The 19127-nt window shown below is 70.3% G+C and carries 22 protein-coding genes; 4 read left to right on the top strand and 18 right to left on the bottom strand.

Translation table 11 applies throughout. The features are described 5' to 3' along the window. Nucleotides 1-64: 64 nt before the first annotated feature. From ACFWY9_RS31940 to ACFWY9_RS31955, 4 genes are all read right to left on the bottom strand, one after another. Nucleotides 65-529 (bottom strand): peroxiredoxin, encoded by a 465-nt coding sequence (locus tag ACFWY9_RS31940; protein WP_378329964.1) that lies wholly within the window; start codon nt 527-529, stop codon nt 65-67. 17 nt (nt 530-546) lie between these two features. After that, entirely contained in the window at nt 547-1026 is a 480-nt protein-coding gene (locus ACFWY9_RS31945; protein WP_378340611.1) for an SgcJ/EcaC family oxidoreductase, read from the bottom strand. A gap of 100 nt (nt 1027-1126) precedes the next feature. After that, the gene (locus ACFWY9_RS31950) at nt 1127-3634 is read right to left on the bottom strand and encodes a CHAT domain-containing protein (RefSeq protein ID WP_378340627.1); all 2508 of its coding nucleotides are present in this window, start codon (nt 3632-3634) and stop codon (nt 1127-1129) included. A 181-nt stretch (nt 3635-3815) separates the two neighbouring features. Then, complete coding sequence (locus tag ACFWY9_RS31955; RefSeq protein ID WP_378329967.1) at nt 3816-3983, bottom strand: hypothetical protein; 168 nt, start codon at nt 3981-3983, stop codon at nt 3816-3818. Between the two features lie 294 nt (nt 3984-4277). On the opposite strand from ACFWY9_RS31955, the gene ACFWY9_RS31960 reads away from it, so the two are divergent. After that, nucleotides 4278-6569, top strand: a complete 2292-nt coding sequence (locus tag ACFWY9_RS31960) for a family 43 glycosylhydrolase (RefSeq protein WP_378340612.1) — start codon at nt 4278-4280, stop codon at nt 6567-6569. A 90-nt stretch (nt 6570-6659) separates the two neighbouring features. On the opposite strand, the gene ACFWY9_RS31965 is transcribed toward ACFWY9_RS31960, so the two are convergent. Beyond that, on the bottom strand, nt 6660-7412 hold the full coding sequence (locus ACFWY9_RS31965) for a TetR/AcrR family transcriptional regulator (protein ID WP_378329969.1): 753 nt from the start codon (nt 7410-7412) through the stop codon (nt 6660-6662). 87 nt (nt 7413-7499) lie between these two features. Between ACFWY9_RS31965 and ACFWY9_RS31970 the strand changes: the two genes are divergently transcribed. Beyond that, nucleotides 7500-9113 carry an FAD-dependent monooxygenase gene (locus tag ACFWY9_RS31970; protein WP_378329970.1) on the top strand — a complete coding sequence of 538 codons (1614 nt, stop codon included), beginning with the start codon at nt 7500-7502 and terminating at the stop codon, nt 9111-9113. A gap of 57 nt (nt 9114-9170) precedes the next feature. Here ACFWY9_RS31970 and ACFWY9_RS31975 read toward each other — a convergent pair whose 3' ends face one another. The 7 genes from ACFWY9_RS31975 to ACFWY9_RS32005 all read right to left on the bottom strand — a co-directional run bounded on the left by ACFWY9_RS31975 (nt 9171) and on the right by ACFWY9_RS32005 (nt 14036). Beyond that, nucleotides 9171-9560 (bottom strand): VOC family protein, encoded by a 390-nt coding sequence (locus ACFWY9_RS31975; protein ID WP_378329971.1) that lies wholly within the window; start codon nt 9558-9560, stop codon nt 9171-9173. A 666-nt stretch (nt 9561-10226) separates the two neighbouring features. Continuing rightward, nucleotides 10227-10772 carry a carboxymuconolactone decarboxylase family protein gene (locus ACFWY9_RS31980; RefSeq protein ID WP_378329972.1) on the bottom strand — a complete coding sequence of 182 codons (546 nt, stop codon included), beginning with the start codon at nt 10770-10772 and terminating at the stop codon, nt 10227-10229. Next, nucleotides 10744-11238 (bottom strand): DUF6187 family protein, encoded by a 495-nt coding sequence (locus ACFWY9_RS31985; RefSeq protein WP_378329973.1) that lies wholly within the window; start codon nt 11236-11238, stop codon nt 10744-10746. Before ACFWY9_RS31985 ends, ACFWY9_RS31980 begins: the two co-directional genes overlap by 29 nt. Then, nucleotides 11231-12574: a hypothetical protein gene (locus tag ACFWY9_RS31990; RefSeq protein ID WP_378329974.1), complete on the bottom strand. Its 1344-nt coding sequence runs from the start codon at nt 12572-12574 to the stop codon at nt 11231-11233. Before ACFWY9_RS31990 ends, ACFWY9_RS31985 begins: the two co-directional genes overlap by 8 nt. 2 nt (nt 12575-12576) lie before the next feature. Continuing rightward, entirely contained in the window at nt 12577-13062 is a 486-nt protein-coding gene (locus ACFWY9_RS31995) for a DUF6423 family protein (protein WP_378330019.1), read from the bottom strand. Between the two features lie 293 nt (nt 13063-13355). Further along, nucleotides 13356-13664 (bottom strand): DUF6235 family protein, encoded by a 309-nt coding sequence (locus ACFWY9_RS32000; RefSeq protein ID WP_378329975.1) that lies wholly within the window; start codon nt 13662-13664, stop codon nt 13356-13358. Nucleotides 13665-13898: 234 nt separating this feature from the next. After that, entirely contained in the window at nt 13899-14036 is a 138-nt protein-coding gene (locus ACFWY9_RS32005; RefSeq protein WP_378329976.1) for a hypothetical protein, read from the bottom strand. A 236-nt stretch (nt 14037-14272) separates the two neighbouring features. Between ACFWY9_RS32005 and ACFWY9_RS32010 the strand changes: the two genes are divergently transcribed. Beyond that, complete coding sequence (locus ACFWY9_RS32010; protein WP_378340613.1) at nt 14273-14401, top strand: hypothetical protein; 129 nt, start codon at nt 14273-14275, stop codon at nt 14399-14401. Next, entirely contained in the window at nt 14398-14703 is a 306-nt protein-coding gene (locus ACFWY9_RS32015; RefSeq protein ID WP_378340614.1) for a hypothetical protein, read from the top strand. Before ACFWY9_RS32010 ends, ACFWY9_RS32015 begins: the two co-directional genes overlap by 4 nt. A gap of 115 nt (nt 14704-14818) precedes the next feature. Here ACFWY9_RS32015 and ACFWY9_RS32020 read toward each other — a convergent pair whose 3' ends face one another. The 6 genes from ACFWY9_RS32020 to ACFWY9_RS32045 form a co-directional block, all read right to left on the bottom strand. Next, nucleotides 14819-15073 carry an acyl-CoA carboxylase subunit epsilon gene (locus ACFWY9_RS32020; RefSeq protein ID WP_378340615.1) on the bottom strand — a complete coding sequence of 85 codons (255 nt, stop codon included), beginning with the start codon at nt 15071-15073 and terminating at the stop codon, nt 14819-14821. Then, complete coding sequence (locus tag ACFWY9_RS32025; RefSeq protein ID WP_378330020.1) at nt 15074-16657, bottom strand: acyl-CoA carboxylase subunit beta; 1584 nt, start codon at nt 16655-16657, stop codon at nt 15074-15076. It abuts the gene before it with no gap. A gap of 160 nt (nt 16658-16817) precedes the next feature. Further along, the gene (locus tag ACFWY9_RS32030) at nt 16818-16991 is read right to left on the bottom strand and encodes a DUF6222 family protein (RefSeq protein ID WP_378329980.1); all 174 of its coding nucleotides are present in this window, start codon (nt 16989-16991) and stop codon (nt 16818-16820) included. Continuing rightward, nucleotides 16988-18064, bottom strand: coding sequence for an SDR family NAD(P)-dependent oxidoreductase (locus ACFWY9_RS32035; RefSeq protein WP_378329981.1), 1077 nt, complete (start codon nt 18062-18064; stop codon nt 16988-16990). Before ACFWY9_RS32035 ends, ACFWY9_RS32030 begins: the two co-directional genes overlap by 4 nt. Before the next feature lie 14 nt (nt 18065-18078). After that, complete coding sequence (locus ACFWY9_RS32040) at nt 18079-18552, bottom strand: flavin reductase family protein (RefSeq protein WP_378330021.1); 474 nt, start codon at nt 18550-18552, stop codon at nt 18079-18081. Between the two features lie 103 nt (nt 18553-18655). Continuing rightward, complete coding sequence (locus tag ACFWY9_RS32045) at nt 18656-19126, bottom strand: acyl-CoA thioesterase (protein ID WP_378329982.1); 471 nt, start codon at nt 19124-19126, stop codon at nt 18656-18658. Nucleotide 19127 lies beyond the last annotated feature (1 nt).

Below are 19127 nucleotides of genomic sequence, written 5' to 3' on the forward strand. Positions count from 1 at the left end.
CCTTCACAGCGCTCAACGCTGTGAAGGAGGCCTTCACGGACCATCGATCCACAAACGCGGAGGGTCAGCCGCGCAGGGCGGCGACCGCCTTCTTCCACTCGGCCTGGTCGCGGGCCTCGCGTGGCGAGACGATCTCGGCGAACCGGACGATTCCCTTGGTGTCGATGAGAAAGGTGCCGCGATTGGCCATGCCGCCGACGTCGTTGAAAACGCCGTAGGCCTTGGCGACCGCACCGTGCGGCCAGAAGTCGGACAGCAGCGGGAAGGAAAAACCCTGCTGCTCCGCCCAGACCTTCAGGCTGAACGGGGTGTCGACGGAGACGCCGACCACCTGGACGTCCTCGTCGCCGTACCCGGCGAGTTCGTCACGGACCTGGCACATCTCGCCTTGGCAGATCTGGCTGAACGCGAACGGGAAGAACACGAGCAGCACGTTCTTCTCCCGCCACAGGGCGCTCAGCGTGACCTGCTCCCGGTTGTGGTCATTCAGGGCGAAGTCCGGCGCCGCCGAACCTGCTTCCACCGCCATGAGCCGATACCCTTCCGTCATCCCTTGATGGGGCTGGTCTGGTGGGAAAGCAGCTTCAGCCCGCCGCTCTCCTTGACGATCACCCAGGTGACCCGGACCTGCCGCTCGGGCGCGGTCTCCGTCTCGCCCGCCAGCAGGATGCCGCCCTGGCTGATCACCATCGCCGTGTCGTCGCCGAGGAATTTGACCGACAGCGGCCACCCGCGCACCCGCGCACCGCGGAACTGCGCTTCGAAGCCCGCCTTCATGTATTCGCGGATCTGCTCACGGCTGGTCAGCTGATCGTCCTTCATCAGCAGGCTGCCGTTGTCGGCGAAGGTGTCGGCGAAGTAGTCGGCGTCGTTGCGTTCCCAGCCCTCCTGGATCCGCATCGCGACCGTGAGCACGGCCTTTTCGTCCTCGCCAGTGAATTCGCGGTAGTACGAGGTGTCCTCTTCGATCCCCGCGGCGGCGAGGATGGCCGACGCGTCACCCCACGGCGTGGTCGTTGCAGCCATGCTGTTGTTCTCCCTGTTCGTCGCGCGCCGATAGGTCGAGACAACCATCCCGCACCACGCGCGCCGGGAACTCCTCTCCCTTGCGCAGAAGACCAGGACGTCACCCGGCGCCGAGGCAGACGAACGGGCGGCGGAACGGGTCGGCGGCGATCGCCTCGGCGAGCGCCGCGGCGGGGCTCGCGCCCGCGGCGAGAGTGCGGTGGTAGTCGTCCATGGTCGACGCGGCGGCCTCGTCGCCCACCCGGCACACCGGGGCCAGCACCGTGCGGGAGCCGCCGGCGAGCAGGACGCTCGCGAAGCCGAGCGGTTCGTCGCCGGGACGGATCCGGTTCAGCGCGAGGTCGCACGCCGCGAACACGACCTGCCGCGGCGGACGGCCCAGCCCGGTCATCTCGTGCGCGTACAGCGAACCGTCGGTCATTTCGAGCCGGGAGAACAACGCGTTCTCCGGCTCGTGCGAGCCATGCGCCGCGATGTGCGCGAGAGCGGCACCGTCGAGTTCGCTGAGCACGGACGCGACCGTCGCGCGATCGCCGTCGAGCACGCTGGCCGTGCGGAAGCGCACCGCGAGCTTGCCGACCTCGCCGAGTGCGCCGGGCACGTTCGGGCCGCACACGAGCACGACGTCGGCGGCCCCCGTGACGGGCACCTTCGCCGAGGCGAGCCACGCGGTCGCCGAAGGCGCGACAGCGACCGGACGGCCGTGCAGGCTCGGCAGCACACCCCACGGCACGGCATACAACGCGCCGGTCGGCACCACGACGACCTCGCCGTCGCCGAGCAGCCCGGCAAGCGGCCGCAGCAGCTGGGTGTCGAGCAGGTCGGCCCGTTTGCGGGCGGATGCCCGGACCGTGTCGGCGAGGGCGGCGGGCAGGTTGTCCGGCGCGAGGACGTCGAGGTCGGTGTGGAGCATGCGCGCGTTTTCCGCGGCCGTGCCCGCGGGGCCGAGCCGCACCAGCTCGCACCGGCCCCTGCCGAGCACGACGGCGACGACCTCGCCCCCGGAGGTCGCGAAGCTCACCAGCACCCGGTCCCCCAGCTGCCCGGCGACACCGCTCGCGGTCACCACCGGCCGTGGCGCGCCCCATCGGCTGCTGTGCCAGCCCAGGCGGTGTGCCTCCCGCAACCGCTCGGCATGCCGGGCGCGCAGCGCCGCGACCGGGTGCCCGTCGTGCTGTGCCTGGTGGATGGCCTGTTCGAGGCCGCGGACCTCGGCGATCCGCTCCGCCAGCTCGGGATCGTCGACCCGCGCGAGCCGCTCGTAGCGGTAGGTCTGCGCGCGCGTGCGTTCGAGCCAGTCGAACAGCTTGCGGGCGTTCCCGTCGGCCAGCACCAGCCGGATCGCGAGTTCCGCCAGCTCCCTGCCGTGCACGGCGACCCCGGAGACCAGTTCGAGCCCGCCGCCCATCCGGTCGCGGACCCGGTCGAGTTCGGCCAGCCCGGCCCGGATCTCGGCCAGTGCCTTGCCGTGTTCCCCGCGCGCGACGGCGAGTTCGGCGCGGCACAGCCTGCGCAGCAGCTGGTAGTCGATCGAGGTGAGCTTGCCCGGCCGCGGGATCCGGGCCACCAGCTCGTCCGCCTTCGCGAGCCTGCGGCGGGCGATTTCCAGGCGCGCGGCGAGCATCCGCGCGACGGCGGCCTGCTCGGCCAGCCGTGGCACCGGCATCGCGTCGGCGGCCCGCAGCATCCGGCTCGGCAGCCCGGCGGGAAACTCCGACGTCGCGAGCGCTTCCCGCAACTCGGCGTGGAACCCGATGAGCGTCGTGTTGGCAACGCAGGTCTGGCAGCCCCACCGCACCATCCGCCGCCGCGCGGACGCGGCCAGCGTCTTGGCCAGCTCCAGGTCCCCGTTCATCAGCGCGGCGGCGGCCCGGTACTGCTCGACGTCGGAGAGGTCCCGGTTGACACTGCGTTGTTCCCGCATGATCGGGAGCACCTCGTCGAGATGCCTGCCCGCCTCGTCCGCGAGCCCGGCCGCCAGCAGCGCCTGCGCCTGCTCGATCCGCAGCCGGGCCGGGATCTCGGCACCCAGCTCCTGATAGCCGCGCTCGCTTTCGTTGTAGTGGCGCAGCGCCGCCGGGACGTCGCCGACCCGCAGCTCCAGCCCGCCGAGCGTCCGCCGCACATCGGCCGCGTCGGTCCCCCGATCGTGTTTCTCCGCGAGTTCGATGGCTTCGACGAGGTCGGCCCGCGCCCGGCCGAGTTCGCCGAGGCGAGTGCACGCCATCGCGCGAGTGGCGAGGGTGCCGATATACGGGCCCATGAGCGCGGCCTGATCGGCGACCCGCGACAGTTGATCGCGTTTGTGGGCGATGGAGGAATCGAAGTACGCGGTGGCCTCGTCGTTGCGCCCGACGGCCATGAGCAGGGTGCCGTGATTGTGGTCGACCACCCCGTGCAGTTCCGCCCTCGAAACGGGACTGCTGATCGAGGCGACGAGTTCACGCACCTCGTCGAACTTCGCCAGACCGTCCGCGACCGCTCCGGTCACCTCGGTGGAGTGCAGTGCCAGCAAACAGGAAAGCCGTATCCGAACGGTAAGCCAGTCCTGCTCGTTCGCCCGGTCCACCGGTCGAATTCCATCCAGCAATGCCAGCCCGCGACGCATCAGCCGGACGCTCTCGCGCTGCCGGCCGGCGCACCCCACCTCAACACCTCTGCGGTGCAGAAGGCGAGCTTTGTCGATGGTCTCGGCCTGAGTCAGTCCAGTAACGCACACAACGTCATTAGAGTACAGAACGTAGTGGTTGATGGCCCGCCCACGGCGCAAACCGGGGCGGGCCACCGACTCAGTGCTGCTGCGATTCCGGGACGTGCTGGCCGCAGCCGCCACCGCAGTCATCGGTGTGCTCGTGCGGCTCGTCCTCCGGCCTCGGCTCGGTCGGCGGAGCCGACGGGTCGAGCGGCTCGAGTTCGTCGTCGATCGTGGTGTCGGTGACGTCCGTAGGTGTGGACATTGCGATAGCCTCCCCTGCTGATCTGCCTGGTACATACGGGCAACTCGGCCCACCGATCGTACGAACCCCAGGTGACCCCCAGTTGCCGTTCACCGGGTCCCTCAACCCGCGAACGGAGTAATAGTGACATAGCGGAGCAGTGATCAGTAGCGCATTTGAACAATCCGTGGTGAATTTCTCAGCGTGCAATAGGCGGCGGAGCGTTACCCCTTTCGCCGAGATCGAATACGGCACCCGGCGGTCGTGATCGGCCGGTCACGCATGGGAGTCTTCCCCTCCACCAGGGGGAGTGCGATGACCGGACTTCTGCGCAGCGCCGCCACTTTCGTCCTCGCGCTCGTACTCGTCTTCGCCGGAATTCCCGGAATCTCCGGCGCCGAGAGCGCCCGGCGCCAGACGTTCACCAATCCGATCTCCAGCCCGGCGGCCGACACCTTCGCCGACCCGGCCGTGCTGCGCGGCGAGGACGGATTCTGGTACGCCTACGGCACGGCCGATCCGCTGCACGAAGGCGAGCGGTTCCACCACGGCATCCCGATCCTCCGCTCCGCCGACCTGGTGCGCTGGGTCTACGTCGCCGACGTGTTCACCCCGGCCAACCGGCCGGGGTGGGCAGCGCCGGGCGCCGGGCTGTGGGCACCGGAAATCCGCTACGCCGACGGCCGCTACCTCCTCTACTTCACGGTCACCGACACCACCGCGAATCCCGGCTCGGACCCGGCCATCGGCGTAGCGACGGCACCGACGCCGGCCGGGCCGTGGACCGACAGCGGCGGCCCCGTCGTCGCGCCCCGTCCCGCGGCGGGCGGCGGGTACCAGTGGACGTACGACCCGGCCATGCTCACCGACGCCGAGGGACGGCGCTGGCTCTACTTCGGCTCGTACGTCGGCGGCCTCTTCGTCGTCCCGCTGTCCTCCGACGGGCTGCGGGTCACCGGTGACGCGATCCAGGTCGCGATCGCCGACCGCTACGAGGCGAGTTACGTCGTCCGGCACGAGGGCTGGTACTTCCTGTTCGCCTCGGCCGCGAACTGCTGCGCGGGACCGGCCACGGGCTACAGCGTTTTCGCCGGTCGCTCGGCGAATCCGGCGGGGCCGTTCGTCGACCGCGCCGGCCGCTCGCTGCTCGATTCCCGGGTCGGCGGGACACCCGTGTTGCAGCCGAACGGGAACCGCTGGGCCGGGACCGGGCACAACGCGGTCGTCAGCGACGCGGCCGGCCAGGATTGGCTGCTCTATCACGCCATCCCGCGCGACAAGCCCTACCTCGACGAACCGTACGGGATCAACCGGCGGCCGATGCTGCTCGACCGGCTGGACTGGATCGACGGCTGGCCGGTGGTCCGCGGCGGTGCCGGGGCCTCGGACGGCGAGCAGCCCGCGCCGGTCACGACCGGCGTCGTCGACGACCGGTTCGAACGCTCCCGGCTCGGCCCGGGATGGCGGGGCCCGGCGCCGGACTGGACCGTCGTACCGCACGCGGATCCGGACTCCGGCGGCCTGCTGCGCCACACCGGCGAGGGACCCGGCCGGCTGCCGTCCACGAAACGGATCCCCGCCGACGCGCAGATCGACCTCGGCCTCCGCGTCACCGGTGGCGGCGCGGCCGGGGTCGCGCTACGCGTGCGCAGCCAGGGCGACCAGGTGTCCGTGACACTCGACGAGTCCGCCGCCGCGCTCATCACCGACGTCACCGTCCACAGTGGACACAGTATGCGGCGCACCCCGCTTCCTCCGGGTTTCCGTTACGGGACTTGGCATACACTCACCGTCCGGATCGTCGGCCAGGTCCTCCGGGTGGCCGTGACGGAAGGGCGTCCCGGCAATCCCGTTGCCGAGCAGGAACGCGACTTGCCGTGGTGGCCCGATGACGGCGGGCTGACCGTTCTCGCCTCGGGACCGGCCAAAGTGGACAACGTCTCGGCCGCTCCGGCGTCCCGCCCCGCACGGCAGGTGGCGCCCGAACCACGGGCAGGCTGGTTCGATCCGTCCTTTTCGGACGATTTCGCCGGATCACTGGGTCCACAGTGGACTTGGGTACGGCCCGATCCCTCGGCCACGGTCGAATCGGGGGCGCTGCGTTGGCCGACACAGGCCGCGGAGCTGGTCGGCACCGGCAACGACGCGAGCGTCCTGCTGCGTGACGCGCCCAACGGCGACTACGTGGTCGAGACCGAATTCGACCTCGATGTCGGTGTCGGCACCGTGCGCAATTTCGAGCAGGCAGGCCTGATCGCCTACGTCAGCGACGACGACTTCGCGCGGCTGAGCCACGTCGCGATCTGGAACACCCGGCAGATCGAGTACGGTCGCGAACTCCCCTACGCGGGCCGGACCGTCTTCGGCGGGATGGCACTCACCGCACCGGCCGCGACCACGTGGCTCCGGCTCGCGCACAGCGTCGATTACCGTACCGGTGAGCACCGGTTCCGCGCGGGCGCGAGCCTCGACGGATGCCACTGGGAATGGGGCGGCACCTGGACGTTCCCCGCGAGCACCACGCCGCGGATCGGGCTGATCGCCCATGGCGGCGACACCCCGCCCGCCACCGCGGTGTTCCACTACTTCCGCGTCTACCGGGGTTGAGCGGGACGTCGCGAACGGCCTGTCGCGGGCAGGCCCGAGGGACGCCCTGGGTGCGTTGAGTGCGACAAGGGCGTCCCTCGGTGCGCGCGGTCAGAGCCGGGCGGCGATCCCGTCGAGCAGGCAGTCCAGGCCGAGCCGGAACTGCGCGTCCTCACCGGGGCCGATCACCTCCGGGTCCTCGTCACGCAGGAAGCCCCGCATGAACCGGCCCAGCAGCGGGTACGGGCCTTCGCCGGAGCCGTCCCCCCACCAGTCACGAGCCATCTCCCGTACCTGCTCAGGGGAGGAGAAGTCGTTGTGGCGCCACATCTTCACCTCTTCGGCTCGCTGGAGCGCCACCCCGAGCACGTAGCCCTCGATCAGCCGCTGGTAACCCAGCCCGGTACCGAGGTCCTGCCCGAGCCGGTCGAACGTCGCGAGCATGAACTCCTTGACCCGTGAGGCGTTCGGCCCGGCGGGCGGTCGGCTGTGCACCAGCTCGGCGAACCACGGATGCCGCTTCGCCATCGCCCAGTACTCCGTCGCGACCAGCGTCAGGTCGGCCCGCCAGTCCTCGCCGGGATGCGCCGGCGTCGTCACCTCCGCGCCCGCCGCGTCCAGCATGAGGTCGACGAGGCCCTCCTTGCTGTGCACGTACCGGTAGAGCGACATCGGGGTGCTCGACCCGAGCTTCGCCGCGACGGCACGCATGGTCAGCGCCTCGGCGCCGCCCGCGTCCGCGATGGCCACCGCCGCGCGCACGATCTCGCCGCGGCCGAGCCCCCACTTCCGTTCCGGAGGCTCCGGCAGCAGCCAGATCGGTGGCGGGACCTTCGACGAACCCCGCTCCTTCGAGCCACCCACTCACTACCTCCCACGGTTTGCGTACAGAGTACACGTCGTGTACAACGTACATGGAATGTACGACGTACACGAATCTGGGGAATGACGATGACCGAGGAATACGTACCCGTCCTGATCGTCGGTGGCGGCGTGGCCGGGCTGACGGCGGCGTTGCTGCTGCAGCAGCACGGCGTCGGCGCGGTGCTCGTGGAAAAGCACGCGGGCACCTCACCGCAGCCGAAGGCACGGCGGTTCAACCCGCGCAGCAACGAAGTCTTCCGCGCGCTCGGACTGAGCGAGGAGGTCGCCGAGGCCGGCGCCCCGCTCGCGAAGTTCACCGGGATGCTGACCGGGCCGACGCTGGCGGAAGCGACCTGGCCCGAAATGACACCTCAGCTGAGCGCGGTCGCGGCCCAGCACACCGAACTCGGGCGACTCAGCCCGGCGCCGAGCGTGTTGTGCCCGCAGGACGTGCTCGAACCGGTACTGCGCCGGGCAGCCGAAGCCCGCGGCGCGCGGTTGCGGTTCGGCACGGAACTGGTGACGTTCAAGCAGGACGCCGACGGCGTACTCGCCGAACTGCGCCCCGCGGATGGCGAGCCCTACACCGTCGTCGCCGACTACCTGATCGCCGCCGACGGGGCCCGCAGCCCGATCCGCGAGTCTCTCGGCATCCCGCGCGACGGCGCCGGGCATCTCGCCGACAACCTCGACGTGTGCTTCCGCGCCGATCTCGCCGAACTGGTGCGTGGCAAGGAATTCAACCTGTGCCGGATCGAGAACCCGGCCGCGTCCGGGGCGTTCGTCTCCGTCAACGGCACGGACGTCTGGCTGTTCTCCACCGCCGACTTCGCCGTCGGCGACCGGCGCGCCCGCGACCTCGACGACGAAGAATGGGCACACCTGCTGCGGGAGGTGCTCGGAGTGTCCGATGTGGACGTCGAGATCCTGTCGAAGATGCCGTGGGAGTCCGGGATGTACGTGGCCGAGCGGTTCGCCGAAGGGCGAGTGTTTCTCGCCGGCGACGCGGCGCACGCGATGCCGCCGATGGCCGCGGCCGGGGCCAACACCGCGATCGCCGACGTCGCCAACCTCGCCTGGAAACTCGCCGCGGTGCTCGACGGGAACGCGTCACGCGCGCTGCTCGACAGCTATCACGCCGAGCGCTACCCGATCGGCTACGCCACCGCCGCGTTCTCCAGTCAAGTCAGCGGCCATCTCGGCACCATGCTCAAGACGATCACCGGCGGGGGCGCCCAGCGCGCCGACATCGGCGCCGCGATGTTCGGCGTCCAGTACCCCGAGGGTGCGTTCGTCCCCGACGACCGCGGCCCCTCCCCGGAAGACCGATACGCGCCCGGCGCGCGACCGGGCACCCGGATCCCGCACGTCTGGCTCGGCCGCGACGGCGACCGGGTGTCCACTTTGGACCTCGTGGGCCCCGGCTTCACGCTGTTGACCGGTCCGGACGGCGAGGCGTGGCAACGGGCCACAGCCGAGGTCGCCGCGGAATCCGGGGTCGCCGTGGAGGTGTACCGGATCGGCACCGACGTCACTGATCTCTCCGACGACGAAGGCGGCTGGCTCACCGCCGCGGAACTCACCGGCACCGGCGCGGTCCTGGTCCGCCCGGATGCCGTGGTGGCGTGGCACTCGCCCACGTGCCCGGAACACCCGGCCGGGGTGCTGAGGAAAGCGCTCTCCCAGGTCCTCGGGCGCTGAAACCCCTGGGGCGCAGGAGGTCCCGGGTCACCGAGGGGGTGGCCCGGGACCTCGCGGTCAGCTCGCCACGTCCGCGCCGTAGGGCTGGGTGATGGCCTCCAGGTAGTGGCCGGACGGGTCGGCGAAGTACACGCCACGACCGCCGTGGTTGGTGTTGTACTCCCCTGGCCGCTCACCCCGCGGATCCGCCCAGTGGTCGAGTCCCCTGGCCTGGATCCGCGCGTAGATCTCGTCGAAGTCCGGCTCCGTCACGAGGAACGCGTAGTGCTGCGGCGGGAATTCCACGCCCGGCTCGGCGAACTGGAACAGCACGCCGCCGTCCAGCCGGACGGTGAGGAAGGGGCCGCCCTCCTCCGCCTCGGGCAGGCCGAACATCTCGGTGAAAAAGGAAGCGGATTCCCGTTTGTCGCGCGCGGCGACGATGGTGTGATTGAACAACGTGGTCATGAATGACCCTTCGAACCGACGCCTCCATGCCTGACGCTGTCCGCCACCGGCACGCGACGCTGCTCCGATCAGATCACGAACCGCCCGGCCGTCGCAAGTCCGTTGTGACCGGCCTCCCGGCGTCTCCTCCGGCTCACTCCGCCACCGCCCGCTTGCCGCGGTCATGCGCCCCACTGTGGCGTTCGGTGCGTGGAATCAAGGCTGGACGCGGAGCGTCTCCGTTGAGGGTGGTGGCGGGGGCAAGGGTGGAGCACCCAATGCCACATTGGGGTTTTCTCGGTAGGTGCGGGGGTGCGGTTTTGCTGGTGGGTGCTTTCCCGGGGGCTTGGTGGTGTGGTGAAGGGGTCCTTCGCGGCGCTGAGCGCCGGCAAGGAGGCCTTCACGGCATGCGGTGGGGTTCGGGGCGCGTGTCGCGAACGCTCCGTTCGGGACGCTCATCGTCGGCAACGGAGCGTTCGCGACATCAGGCGAACGGAGTCGGCGAGCGCAGGAAAGTCCCAGGGAAGTCCCAGGGACGCCCTTGTCGCACCCCAGGCGTCCTACAACACAACCGGCAACACACATACGGCCCCAGAACCCTTAGCGAGAAAACCTCATTGGGGGCTTTGTCAGCAGTGGTTGCACGAAGGACGGGACGCCTCGGGAAGATGGGGGTCCACAAAGGAGTCAGGTGTCGAGCAGGGTGGCCAGGCCCGAGTAGCCGCCGTCGCGCAGCCGGGTCCCTGAGGTCTTCGCGTACGCCGTGTCCGCCTCGATGCCGAGCCCTTCGACCATGCGGTTCATGAAGTTGAACAGCGCGCACACGAGCACGGCGTCGTGCAGCGCCTGCTCGTCCCAGCCCGCGGCGAAGACCGCTTCGGCGTCGGCGTCGGTGATCTCGGCGGGGGTCCTGGTGAGCTTGCCGACATAGGAGAGCACCGGCTTGAGCCGCTCGTCGACCGGTGCGCCGGCGAGATCGGCGAGCGCGGCCGTCAGCAGTCCTTCGGGGACGCCGAAGGCTTCGGCGGTGACCGTGTGCACGCCGTGGCAGTAACCACAGCCGTTCACCCCGGAAACATAGGCGGCGATCAGTTCCCGCTCGCCCGCGCTGAACTTCGACGGCGCGCGCATGACCAGCTCGTGGAAATCCAGCAACGGCCGCGCGGACGCCGGGTAGGCACGGAACACGTCCAGCAGGGTCGTTTCAGTCGGCAAGGACCTCAGATAGGACATCGGGGACGGCTCCCTCGGGTTCGGGCCGCCCGACGGCGAGCCGGTCGACGTCGGCGCGGCGCAGCCAGCAGGCGGTCAGGTAGGCGGCCGAGGCGGGGCCGAGGCCGGGGACGGCGGCGGTGACCCGTTCGGTGGTCCGGTCCCATTCCTGGCGCAGCGAACCGGCCGCGGTCACCTCGGGTCCCGCCTCGATAGCCGGGCGTACCGAGCGCCAGCGGGTCCGCCCCGCTTCGACCAGCGCGGCGGTGCCGAGCCGGTCCAGTGCGCCGTGGTGGGCCTGGTCCACCGCGAGCGTCACGAGCGCCGGGTCGTCGGCGAGGCAGGCGAGGCCGACACCGGCCAGCAGCCGTTCGGCGGCCAAGCCCATCAGGATCACCCCGATCTCGGTCGAGGCCGGATCGTCGATCGAGGGCAGCGAGAACCGCGTGTCGTACGCGGCGGGATCGGGTGCTGTCGCATCAGCCACGGGCGACGGCCTTTTCCTTTGCGGGGACGGATTCCGTGCGGCGGGCCTCGCGGCGCACGCTTTCGGCGACCGCGGCGGCGACCCGTGCCGTCGCGACGCGGTGCCCGTCGATGTTGCGGGCGGCCGGGCCGAGGACCATGCCCGCCGCCGCGCCCACCACGAACACGCGGGGGGCGCGTGCGTAGGCCATCGTCCGCCCGTCGAGCTCCGGCCAGCCGTCGCGCTCGCCGACCAGTTCGCCGGGCAGCAGCCCGGTGCCGATCGACGGGGTGGTGCCGAGCGCCAGCACGACGTGGTCGCCGGTGACCCTGCCGCCGCTCTCGAGGCGCAGCACGGCCGTGCCGCCCACGCCGGGCGCCACTTTCGTGATCGTCTCGCCGCGATGGACGACGAGGCGTCCCTCGGCTTCCGCGCGTTCCAGCGCCGGGCGGAACTCGAACATGATCGACGCGCGCCGGTAACGGCTCATGAGATCGAGGCGGTCGTCCCAGCTCACCCCGTCGAACCGGGCCCTGCCCTCTGGCCGGAAGAACGTGGAGTTGACGTCGGCGCACTGATAACGCTCTCCCGGTTCCCGGACCACCCAGTGCACCCGCTTGCCCGCGGCGAGCGCGTTGCCGATCAGGTGCGCCGCGGTGAGCCCGGCGCCGGCGACGACGAGCCGTTCGCCGTAGGCGGGCAGCTTCTGGTCCCAGTAGCTCACCGACGGGGGCGGGAACCCGCCGCCCCACCAGTGCTCCGGGGCCTCCTTGCGTTCCTCGCCGAGACACAGGACCACACAGCGCGCGGTCACGCCGAACCGGTCCGCGCGCACGGTGACCGCGTCGGCGGTCGGCAGGATCTCCCGCACCACGCCCCGCCAGGTCTTCTCGGTGACGTGGTGGCCGGCCGCCAGGTGCCGGCAGTAGGCGTCGAAGACGTCGACGGGCACGACCGAGCGATGCCCGGCCTGCGCCATGCGGATCTCCCGCCGTTCCACCGGGGTGAGCAGTCCCCAGTGGAGCCGCGCGAAGTCGAGCAGCTCGCAGTCGCGGTAGCCCTCGACGCCGGGGTGGTGTTCGTAGGGCGAGCGCAGCACCCGCTGCCCCAGCCGGTCGACCCGGCCGAAGAACCGGCGGCACGGCCGCCCGAAACGGTCGGCCAGCACGACGTCGTGGATTCCGTGGTGCCACAGGGCGGAAGCCACCGCGAGCCCGGCGGGGCCGGCCCCCACCACGACGACGTCCGCGGTGTGCGGTGGGTTTCCGGCCGGTGCGCCCGTTTCTCCCGGCAGCACCGGCCACTCCCGCCCGCGCGGCGAATCCAGCAGTCGCGGCTCGGGGACGAAGGTGATCATGCTCAGCCGATGACGGTGACGGGAACGATCAGCTCGATCACCGGCCGCTGTCGCATCCCGTTGGTGACGAGCTCTTCGAGCGTCTGCCGGGACTGCTCGGCGGTGTCGGTCGCGATAGGACTGTACCGGGAGTAGGCGTAGGTGGGCTTCCGGCCGCCCGCTTCGAGCGTGTACACCTTGAGGACCGCTTCGCCGGGGCGCACCTCGCCGTCGTAGAACGTCAGGCGCCGCTGGTCCGGGGTCATGAAGGACTTCGAGAACTGGCGGGAAAGCACGAGGGTGTCGGGATCGTTGACGAAGGTGGAGTCCTCGTCGGTGACGACCTGCATCGCGACCCAGGTCTTGTCGGTCAGGTTCGTCTCCGACTTGATCACCTGCCACCGGCCCGGTTCGGGGAGGTTGACGCTGACCGACACGTCGTGGTCGGTGGTGTCGATGGCACCCGAGATCATCAGCACCCGGCGGCGGACGTCGGCGACTCCCGCCATTTGAATGTCACGCGCGCGGACCCGGGTCGAGACATCCAATCCAGCGAATTCCGGTGACGACATTTTATTGTGCCTCCTCGCTTGCCCCCGGAGCAGAAAGTTGCGCATCAAGCAGGGAAAGAGTTTCACAAGCCCATTGGGGTGTCAAGATGAGATATGCACGACCTCGACGGCGCGTGAATCAGGTTAACCGGCAAACCACACGGCACTCGCGGAATTCGGCGGAACGGCGGCGAGCGATTGGTCCGTTCGGCGGTACGGGGCGGAGTCCGCCCCGGTCCCGGCTCCCATGATCAGGTCTCGTCGTACTCCTGCTCCCAGGCCGCCGCGATCACGCCATCCTGGAGGTCACCGACGTAAATCAGCTCGAAAGAGGATTCACTGCGTCGCATATTGAATTTGATGACAAGGTTTCTTTTCACGACGATCACGAAATTGTGCGGGTTCCGGCCGTCGCCGAAAATGTCGTAAACCAGGAAGGCCGAACCGTCCGCGATCGAGAACAGCGCCTCGTAGATCACGTTGCGGTCGGCCTGGCTGGCGGCCTGGGCCCATTCCTCGAGGATTTCGATCCCCGAAGTGAGCTGGAGGCGCATAGCCATCCGCCGGCCTCCTCAACTCAGCAGTCGCCGGCGAGGTGCCGGCCTGGTGGTGGCGCGACGTCCCGCAGGACCGTCGCGACCCGGACTCGTCCCGTCCGCCCGGCGCCCGCCGGCGGGATCAGGTGACACCTCCGGCCGGACAGTCGGTTTCCAGTATCGAACCCGGCCGTGGCGGAGGTCATCTTCGACCTTGCTTTTCGGTAGCGGTGCGGGCACCGCGCGTACCGGAAGTGCTCAGTTGTAGCCGAGCACGATGTGTTCGGCGAGATACTCGCGTACGGCCACGGGCTCCTCGGCCGGGACGGGCGTGCCGAGCAGCTCGATGTCCTCTTCGAACGGGTCGACCTCGTACAGGTCCAGCTGTGCTGTCATGATGCGGCCTCCACTTCGGACATGGGAGAAGTGTGCGCTCCGCCGATGGAGAGTTAATGGGGAACCAGTGGAAAACGCACTTGCCCGATGCGGCGGGGATGTGCTGCGCAAGCTGAGAGTGGTCGGCAGGGGGAGGGTGGCGGCGATCCTGAAGGGACAACGGAAACGCCCGCGACCACCACTTCGCGGGCCGGTGGCCGGCCTCACCGGCCGGCTCTCACGCCACGGAGTACACCATGACCGAACGCCTTGACCCGTACGAAATCTTCGCCGACGACGACACCGACATCGACCTGTCGGCGCCGATCTGGTACGAACTCCCGCTGGAGCCGCGGGTCGCCGAAGTCAGGCGGTTGGACCGGTGAGCCTGCTGCCGCGGCACGACCCGGCGGACGGCCTGGCCGAGCCGCGGAAGCCGCGGCGGCCCAGCGTCGTCCCGGACTGGCGGGTACCCCGGCAGCGGACCGGAACCCCGCTCAGCGCGGCGGCGCACCAGCGGACGTGCGCGGTGTGCGGCGTGCCGTTCTCGCCCGGTGAACGGACCGAGCTGCAGAGTTTTACCGACGGCGAGATCCGGTACACCGCAGTACATCCCGGCCACAGCATCTACGCGAGCCGCCGGGAGCGGCGCATCGCCGACCGGCTGCGACGCGTCCTCGCCGCCTGAGCCACTTCCGCGCTCCGCGTCTGTATCCTTTGTGGACTTTGGTGCTGTGAAGGGGTCCTTCAGGGCGCTGAGCGCTGCGAAGGACCCGTTCACAGCGTTCGGCAGGCCCGGGAAACTACCGCGGCAACAAAGAGGCGCGCCACGCGCCGCGGGCAGCACGCGGCGAAGTGCCGGGACGCCAAACAGGATGCGCCCAGACCCGCCGTCCCTCCCCGGCACCCCGAGCACCCCGGGCACCTCGAGCAACGCAGGCAGCACTCGTCGTGGCGAGACCGGCGAGCACGGAGATCAGCGCCGCCAGCTCCACCTCGTCCGGCACACCTCGCACCACGCGCAGCACGGAATAATCCACTGTGGACTCCCAGAACACTCAGATCGGCAGGTTGCCGTGTTTGCGTGACGGTGCGGCTTTGCGCTTGTCCCGCACCATCGCCAGCCCGCGGGCCAGCGCCGCGCGGGTGTCCGCCGGATCGATGATGTCGTCCACCAAACCGCGTTCGGCCGCGTACTGGGCGTTCATGAACTCCTCGGTGTACTCCGCGACGAGCTTGCCCCGCAACGCGTCCGGGTCCTTCGCGGCCGCGAGGTCGCGGCGGAACAGCACGTTCACCGCGCCCTCCGCGCCCATGACGGCGATCTGGTTCGTCGGCCACGCCAGGGAAAGGTCGCAGCCGATCGAGCGGGAGTCCATCACGATGTACGCCCCGCCGTAAGCTTTGCGCAGGATCACCTGGATCCGCGGCACCGTCGCCTCGCAGTAGGCGTGCAGCAGCTGGGCGCCCTGGCGGATGATGCCGGAGCGTTCCTGTTCGACGCCGGGCAGGAAGCCGGGCACGTCGACCAGCGTCACCAGCGGAATGCCGAAGGCGTCGCAGAATCGCACGAAGCGCGCGGCCTTCTGCGAGGCGGGACCGTCCAGCACACCGGCGAACACCATCGGCTGATTCCCCACCAGCCCGACCACCGCCCCGTCGACGCGGGCCAGCGCGCACAGCACGTTGCGGGCCCAGCCCTCGTGCAGTTCGAAGAACTCGCCGTCGTCGGCGATCTCGGCGAACACCTCGCGCATGTCGTAGGGCCGGTTCGGTTCCACCGGGACGATTTCGGCGAGCCGGGGACGCCGGTCGCGATGCGCGCCACGGGCCCCGGCGTCCGGCGCCGGGTCGAGATAGTTCGCTGGCAGCAAGGAAATCAGGTAGCGGACGTCTTCGAGGCAGCTCTCCTCGTCGTCGTGCACCACGGTCGCCACGCCCGAATACGTGCCGTGCACGTCCGCGCCACCGAGCTCTTCGTGGCTGACGCGGTGCCCGCTGACGGCTTCGACGACATCGGGACCGGTCAGGTACATCCTTGCGGTGTCGCGGACCATGAACGTGAAGTCCGCCAGCGCCGGCGAATACGCGGCGCCACCCGCGCACGGGCCGAGCACGACGCTGATCTGCGGGACGACACCGGAAGCCTCGACCTGACGGCGGAAGATGCCGCCGTAACCGTTGAGCGACAACACGCCTTCCTGGATCCGCGCGCCGCCGCTGTCGTTGAGCCCGATGACCGGCGATCCCGTGCTGATCGCCAGGTCCAGCACCTTCTGGATCTTCGCCGCGTGCGCCTCGCCGAGCGAACCGCCGAACACCGTGAAGTCCTGGGCGTACACGAACACCCGGCGGCCGTCGATCGTGCCGGAGCCCGCGATCACGCCGTCGGTGTAGGGCCGGTTCTCCGCCAGCCCCAGCCCGCTCGCCTGGTGCCGCCGGTACAGCTCGATCTCGGTGAACGAATCGGCGTCGAGCAGCAGCTCGATCCGTTCCCGCGCGGTGAGCTTGCCGAGCGAGTGCTGGCGCCGGACGCCCTCGAACCGGCCTTCGACGATGTGCGCGCGAAGCTCTTCCCGCTGCGCTCGCACCATCGGCATGTCCGGGGCGGGCGGGTGCACCGGTTCGGTACCCCGCGCCAGCGGGATGACGTGGGCGTCCCCGCCGCCGGGGCGCGGCAGCCTGCGGTGACCGCGGCGGGAGCCGGAGCCGCCGGTCACCACGACGTCGTCGCCGGTGGCCCTGGCTCCCGCTTCACCGCCGCTACTCACGCGATCGCCTCGCTTAGCTCACGAGCGTCACTCACGCCGCGTCCCGGACTCGCTCGTCTCCGCCGGACCTGGCCCGGTTGTCGCGTTCGATTTCGGCCAGGATGTCGCTCCACCGGATACCGCGGCCGAGCCGGGGCATCGGGACGAGCACGGCCGTCTGCTCCGGCGCCGCCACCCCCGTGTCCCTGGCCTCGTTCGTCGTCATGACAACACCTCTTCCGTTCCTGTCGAACCGGCGGTCACCGGTCCGTCCGCTTTCCGTCCTGCCGCCGCGCCCGCCTGCCGGTCGGTCAGCAGCCCCCGCCGGTGCAACCAGGCGACCGTGTCCCCTGCGGTCCGGGACAACGAGCGGGCCACGACGCCGCCGGTGACGACCGGATCGCCGTCCACCGGCACCGCGACGGCGCACACATGGATGGCGCCGTACTCGGCCGGAATGGTCCACGGCCACACCCGTTGCGCGAGGTCGGCGAATCTCCCCACCGGAACCATCGCACGCGGCGGCAGGAACAGCGCGGGCAGCGCCCGACCCGTGACCTCACGCAGCACGCTGAGATAACGCGGCGTCGGAACCCAGTGCCCCGGCCCGAAAACCCGCGCGCCGGGCTCCGTCCCGGTGAGCAGGTTCGCGTGCAGCACGGCGGTGTCGCGGACGTCCCCGATCGGCAGCCCGCCCGACGGCCAGAACGGCATCAGGCCGCGCAGGACGTTGCGCAGCCGGGCGTTCTGGTCACCGACGTACGGATCGTCCGGCCCGATCAGCGCGGACGGGTAGCTGATGACGACCGGGGCGCCCTCGGCCGCGTGCCGCCGCGCGACGCGGTCGGCCGCCGCCTTGGTCGCGAGGTACGTCTCACGCGGCGCGGCGACCGGTGACTCCGGGCCGATCGTGGCGGTCTCCGACGGGAACAACGCCCCGACGGTCGAGACGTGCACGATCCGTCCGGCACCGGCGGCACGAGCGGCGTCGAGCACGACTTCGGTGCCGCGTTCGTTGGTGCGCCTCATTTCCGCGCGACGCCTGCTGTCGAAGGAATACACGGACGCGGCGTGCAGCACCGCGTCCGCGCCCCGCACGAGCCGCGCCACCGCGCTCTCGTCGAGGACGTCACCCGCGACAACCTCGACACGACCGGAATCGACGGCGAACGGCTCCAGCGCGGGCCGCAGCCGGTCCGGGTCACGCGCGAGCACGCGGACCCGGTGTCCCCGCCGCAGCAGCTCGGCGGCCGAGTGGGCGCCCAGGAAACCGGTGCCGCCGGTGACGCTGATGTCCATCGTCCGCTCCCGGTTCAGGCCGAGGCCCGGACGCGGCCGTCGACGCGGTGGTAGCCGCCGTTGTAGAAGACGAGCGCTTCGGCACTTGTACTGCGGCTGGAGGCGAGCACCTTGCCGACGAAGATCGAGTGATCGCCCCCTTCGTGGATCTCGGCCAGCTCGCATTCGACCCAGGCCAGCGCGCCGGTCAGCAGGGGCGCGCCGGTCCTCGGTCCCGGCGACCAGTCGACCCGCTCGAACTGCGCCATGCCCGCGGGACGCCGCCAGTCGGCGAAGTACCGGGCCAGCTCGCGCTGTTCGCCGCCGAGCACCGACACGCCGTACGAGCCCGCGGCCACGATCGCCTGGTGCATCCGCGCGGCCCGCGCGACACAGCACAGCACCATCGGCGGTTCGAGGGAGACCGAGGTGAACGCGTTCGCGGTCATCCCGTGGCCGCGCTCGCCGCCCGCGGTGAGCACCGTGATGCCGGTGGCGAACCGCCCCATCACCTCGCGCAGCCCGGCCTGCTCGGACAGCCGCCGGCGCGGCTGGGACGGCACGAACCGGTTCAGCGCGGGACGGTCGAAGTCGTCGCCGGAGTCGATCACGTCACTCCCCCTTGCCATCGGCCGGACCGCCCAGCCCCCGCACGGACCCGGTGGCGTACGGGGCGAGCGCCGCACGCAGCTGTTCGGGAACCCGCGAGGGCACGGTGTTCGTGTTGGGCCCGCGCATGCACGCGATCCGCTGCCGTCCCCTCGCCACCAGCCGCTCACCCTCGTCGGTCAGGTGCACGTAGTCGAAGGTGAACTGGATCTGCGTCTGGGTCAGCTCTTCCAGGCGCAGCCGGATGGACAGCTCGTCGAACGCGGTGATCTCGGCGAAGAATTCGCATTCGACCTTGAGCGTGAACAGCTTCAGGTCTTGGCGGACCTCTTCGAGCACCGCGGGCGCCTTCTCCTTCAGGAACATCTCGCGGCAGCGGCCCTGCCAGCGGACGTAGTTGACGTAGTAGACGTTGCCCACCAGGTTGGTCTCCTCGAAACCGACCGTGTGGCGGATCTCGTAGTAGTCGGCCATT

The organism is Amycolatopsis sp. NPDC059027 (assembly GCF_042739735.1).
Classification (GTDB): Bacteria; Actinomycetota; Actinomycetes; order Mycobacteriales; family Pseudonocardiaceae; genus Amycolatopsis.

Coding starts and splice junctions, on each gene's coding strand:
- ACFWY9_RS31945 (WP_378340611.1), bottom strand. CDS start 1,026: ATGGCTGCAACGACCACGCCGTGGGGTGACGCGTCGGCCATCCTCGCC.
- ACFWY9_RS31955 (WP_378329967.1), bottom strand. CDS start 3,983: ATGTCCACACCTACGGACGTCACCGACACCACGATCGACGACGAACTC.
- ACFWY9_RS31970 (WP_378329970.1), top strand. CDS start 7,500: ATGACCGAGGAATACGTACCCGTCCTGATCGTCGGTGGCGGCGTGGCC.
- ACFWY9_RS32035 (WP_378329981.1), bottom strand. CDS start 18,064: ATGGACATCAGCGTCACCGGCGGCACCGGTTTCCTGGGCGCCCACTCG.
- ACFWY9_RS31975 (WP_378329971.1), bottom strand. CDS start 9,560: ATGACCACGTTGTTCAATCACACCATCGTCGCCGCGCGCGACAAACGG.
- ACFWY9_RS32010 (WP_378340613.1), top strand. CDS start 14,273: ATGACCGAACGCCTTGACCCGTACGAAATCTTCGCCGACGACGACACC.
- ACFWY9_RS31950 (WP_378340627.1), bottom strand. CDS start 3,634: ATGCGTCGCGGGCTGGCATTGCTGGATGGAATTCGACCGGTGGACCGG.
- ACFWY9_RS31980 (WP_378329972.1), bottom strand. CDS start 10,772: ATGTCCTATCTGAGGTCCTTGCCGACTGAAACGACCCTGCTGGACGTG.
- ACFWY9_RS32005 (WP_378329976.1), bottom strand. CDS start 14,036: ATGACAGCACAGCTGGACCTGTACGAGGTCGACCCGTTCGAAGAGGAC.
- ACFWY9_RS31940 (WP_378329964.1), bottom strand. CDS start 529: ATGGCGGTGGAAGCAGGTTCGGCGGCGCCGGACTTCGCCCTGAATGAC.
- ACFWY9_RS31960 (WP_378340612.1), top strand. CDS start 4,278: ATGACCGGACTTCTGCGCAGCGCCGCCACTTTCGTCCTCGCGCTCGTA.
- ACFWY9_RS31990 (WP_378329974.1), bottom strand. CDS start 12,574: ATGATCACCTTCGTCCCCGAGCCGCGACTGCTGGATTCGCCGCGCGGG.
- ACFWY9_RS32000 (WP_378329975.1), bottom strand. CDS start 13,664: ATGGCTATGCGCCTCCAGCTCACTTCGGGGATCGAAATCCTCGAGGAA.
- ACFWY9_RS31995 (WP_378330019.1), bottom strand. CDS start 13,062: ATGGCGGGAGTCGCCGACGTCCGCCGCCGGGTGCTGATGATCTCGGGT.
- ACFWY9_RS32045 (WP_378329982.1), bottom strand. CDS start 19,126: ATGGCCGACTACTACGAGATCCGCCACACGGTCGGTTTCGAGGAGACC.
- ACFWY9_RS32030 (WP_378329980.1), bottom strand. CDS start 16,991: ATGACGACGAACGAGGCCAGGGACACGGGGGTGGCGGCGCCGGAGCAG.
- ACFWY9_RS32040 (WP_378330021.1), bottom strand. CDS start 18,552: ATGGGGCGGTTCGCCACCGGCATCACGGTGCTCACCGCGGGCGGCGAG.